Annotated in this window: 3 protein-coding genes; all 3 read left to right on the forward strand. The window is 49.1% G+C overall.

Annotated elements, in window-relative coordinates; translation table 11 throughout:
* Positions 1-418 (forward strand): integrase core domain-containing protein (locus tag A8707_RS25810; protein WP_082906472.1); only part of this gene is annotated, 418 nt, incomplete at its 5' end.
* Positions 419-954: 536 nt separating this feature from the next.
* Complete coding sequence (locus A8707_RS25815; protein ID WP_068820285.1) at positions 955-2,364, forward strand: IS110 family RNA-guided transposase; 1,410 nt, start codon at positions 955-957, stop codon at positions 2,362-2,364.
* A gap of 228 nt (positions 2,365-2,592) precedes the next feature.
* Positions 2,593-3,384 (forward strand): hypothetical protein, encoded by a 792-nt coding sequence (locus A8707_RS25820; RefSeq protein ID WP_068820287.1) that lies wholly within the window; start codon positions 2,593-2,595, stop codon positions 3,382-3,384.
* The last annotated feature ends 78 nt before the right edge of the window (positions 3,385-3,462 follow it).

Raw genomic sequence — 3,462 nt, forward strand, 5'->3', positions numbered from 1 at the left:
GATGGATTGGTATAGTCGTCACGTCTTGTCCTGGCGGATCTCCAACACTCTAGAAGTTCACTTTTGCGTGGAGGCGTTGGAAGAAGCCTTATCCAACTACACCCCACCTGTGATCTTTAACACGGATCAAGGGGCACAGTTTACAGCGAACGCCTTTACAGACTGTCTGAAAGCCTCTGGAGTTCAGATTAGTATGGATGGTCGAGGGCGCTGCCACGACAACATCTTTATCGAACGATTGTGGAGGAGTCTAAAGTATGAGTTGATTTATCTCAAAGCGTTCGAGGATGGTCAACATTTAACGCAAGAGGTCAAACAGTGGTTTCGTTGGTACAATCAAGTTCGTCCACATCAAGGATTAGATTATCAGACACCAAATCAAGTGTATTGTGATAATCTAAAGAAACGAAGTGAGTGATAAAGCAATTGAGATCTTGAACACGAAACTGAATGGATCTGAGAATCTGAATCCCTAGCTTATTCATCCCCTGAAAACTGTCTAGTCTTGGGGGTCCACTTCAGAGGACGGGGGATTGAGTGTTTCTTACTTTCTTAACCCACCCTTCTGCGTGGGACAATTGCTCAGATCTTGCACCAATCTCGATAAGCCGATTTTGCAACGGAGCAGAGCGGCTTCTAAGCTTTTCTATTTTCAATAAGCGTAGTTTTAGCTTAGGTGCCAGATGTGAGCCTTTAACGAACGGAGTACCCTTCGTTAGAAATGCAAGAAACACAAGGTTTGATTCCACACCAATGTCCTAAAGTTGAGACAATGCCCTGACCGCATAAACCGATTGAACACTGGTGCGAGCGCGCCCGAATCTGAGCCTGGTTCTGGAGGGTCATGATTAAAACATTGGTGAAGTGCCTTGTCACTATCCCGTTTAGGAGACTGGATTGGCAGTGCCATCCAGGTCAGGGCAGCGTTACTAATCTTCGCTTGAGGACTGAGGGATGAGTGAATCAAAGCGCGAGTTACCCGTGATCAATGCAAATACAGCAGGAATTGATTTGGGAGCAGAGCATCACTGGGTGAGTGTCCCTGAGGATCGTGACTCCCAGTGCGTTCGTCGCTTTGGTTGTTCTACCGCCGACCTCCAGGCAATGGCAAGGTGGTTGCAGGAATGCGGTATCCAATCCGTCGCCATGGAGGCGACGGGAGTGTACTGGATTGCGGTGTTCCAAATTCTGGAGACCCAGGGCTTTGAGGTCAAGTTAGTCAATGCCCGCCACGTCAAAACCGTGCCGGGTCGTAAAAGTGATGTGCTGGATTGTCAATGGTTACGACAACTCCACAGCTACGGGTTACTGGCAGGGTCTTTCCGCCCCGATGACCAGATTTGTGTCTTGCGAAGCTACATCCGCCAACGAGACACCTTGATCAAGAGCGCCAGCACCCATATCCAGCGGATGCAAAAAGCGTTGACCCAGATGAATGTGCAATTGCACCGCGTCATCAGTGATATTAGTGGCACGACGGGTCTGGCAATCATTCGTGCCATTGTGGCAGGGGAACGGGACTTGCACAAACTGGCAGCACTCAAGGACTGCCGCATTCATGCCAGCACCGATGAGATTGCTGCTGCGCTGACGGGCGACTATCGAGCAGAACTGGTGTTTGTACTGCATCAAGAGTTGCAACTCTATGAGGTGTTTCAGGCACAGATTGCCGCTTGTGACCTCCAAATCGAGTCCTGCTTGACTCAATTTGCGGATCAGGTTGACCTCGCCGCCGCTCCCTTGCCCGCCTCTAAAAGACGCGGCAAAAAACAACCCGGCAATGCCCCCAGCTTCGACTTACGAACCCATTTGTACCGGATGAGTGGAGTAGACTTTACCCAGATTGATGGCTTTGGGGGGTTAACGGTTCTGACGCTGTTGTCTGAGTTGGGCTTAGACCCCTCCCGGTTCCCGTCTGCCAAGCATTTTGCCTCTTGGTTAGGGCTTTGTCCCGGTAGTCGCATCACCGGAGGCAAACGAAAAAGCTCCAAAACTCGCCCCGTGGTGAATCGGGTTGCCAATGCGCTACGGATGGAGGCTCAGACCCTCGTTCGTTCTCAGTCTGCCTTGGGTGCTTTCTATCGTCGGATGAAAGCTCGCATGGGTGCGCCGAAAGCCATTACTGCCACGGCTCACAAACTGGCACGGATCTTCTATCATCTTTGGAAATCAGGGGGTTCCTATCGCGACCCAGGCATCGGTGCCTATGAGCGCCAGCAGCAAGAACGAGCCGTTAAAAACATCCAGAAAAAGGCTCTGGCTCTCGGCTTTGACCTGATTGCTAAACCCTCGTCTCCAGCAGGGCTGATTAGTTGTCACCAGACAAAATCTACAAGCTTGAGTCTTCGTTCAGCATCAGAATGATGCCTTAACGCAAGATAAAGGGTACAGATTTTCTTTCTCGACCTTAAATTAGCCCTGCCGTCTCCAGAGTGTGTTTCTTAGGAGCTAAGGTAAGCTGAGATGCCAATGTCGCTGTCACTCCATGCTAGAAAAGAGCTTTTCTTAGCTGACGTTCATCTGCCACAGTCATAGGGAAGACTAATCAAGTGTGCAAGCGAAACAACAGCATTGATTAAAGGCAAACTCACTATGCAGAGATCCTACCAAATTGTCAGTATTATTGACAAACGCCGACCTCTGGCACGAAAGATCGAAAATGTTGAGGCAAACCTGAGATCTATTGCCACAGCGTTACACCAACTTGAGAAACATCGCGATGTGCTGCTCGCAAAAGTAGATGATCCCGGCACTAAAGGAAGACTTAGGGAAATTGATTGTTCTGCTATTCAGCAAAATATCGACATGGAGCTAGTTACCCTCAGCAACCTCAGATCTCGATTTTCTCGTGACACGCTCAATGTTGGAGTCGTAGGACGAGCGAGGCAGGGTAAAAGCCGTCTACTTCAGAGCTTGACAGGATTAACGACCTCAGAGATCCCCGATGGTGAGCATCAACACTGTACAGGTGTTCGCAGCACTATCCACCATAATCACACGGAAACCCACGCTGAAGTTTGGTTCCATTCTGAACGTTCCTTTCTAGACGAGGTCATCGCACCGTACTACGAACAGCTTCGCTTGGGTTCCAGACCCATCTCAATTCAAGAATTTGCAGATTCTCCACTTCCCAGTCATTTATCTAGTCAAGCTGTTGCTCAGTCTAAATACGAACATTTACTTCGTTATCACCGATACCTCGACAAATATCGTGATGCTCTTTTGGAAGCTTCTCCTCGCCGAATTCCACGTCAAGACATTCGAGAGTACGTTGCCCAAGACACGCAAGACGGGCAACGCATCTATTTCAACTATCTTGCAGTGCGAGAAGTCAAAATTTTCTGTCCTTTTCCCAATCAGGATATTATAGCCGTTGCCAGTTAGGTTAGGACATACTATAGAAGTTGAGACCCTCAAATGAGCGATGCCAGCCCCCTACAGCGATGACCTCCGACAAAAAGT

This window comes from Phormidesmis priestleyi BC1401 (assembly GCF_001650195.1).
In the GTDB taxonomy this organism is placed as follows: Bacteria; Cyanobacteriota; Cyanobacteriia; order Leptolyngbyales; family Leptolyngbyaceae; genus Phormidesmis_A; species Phormidesmis_A priestleyi_B.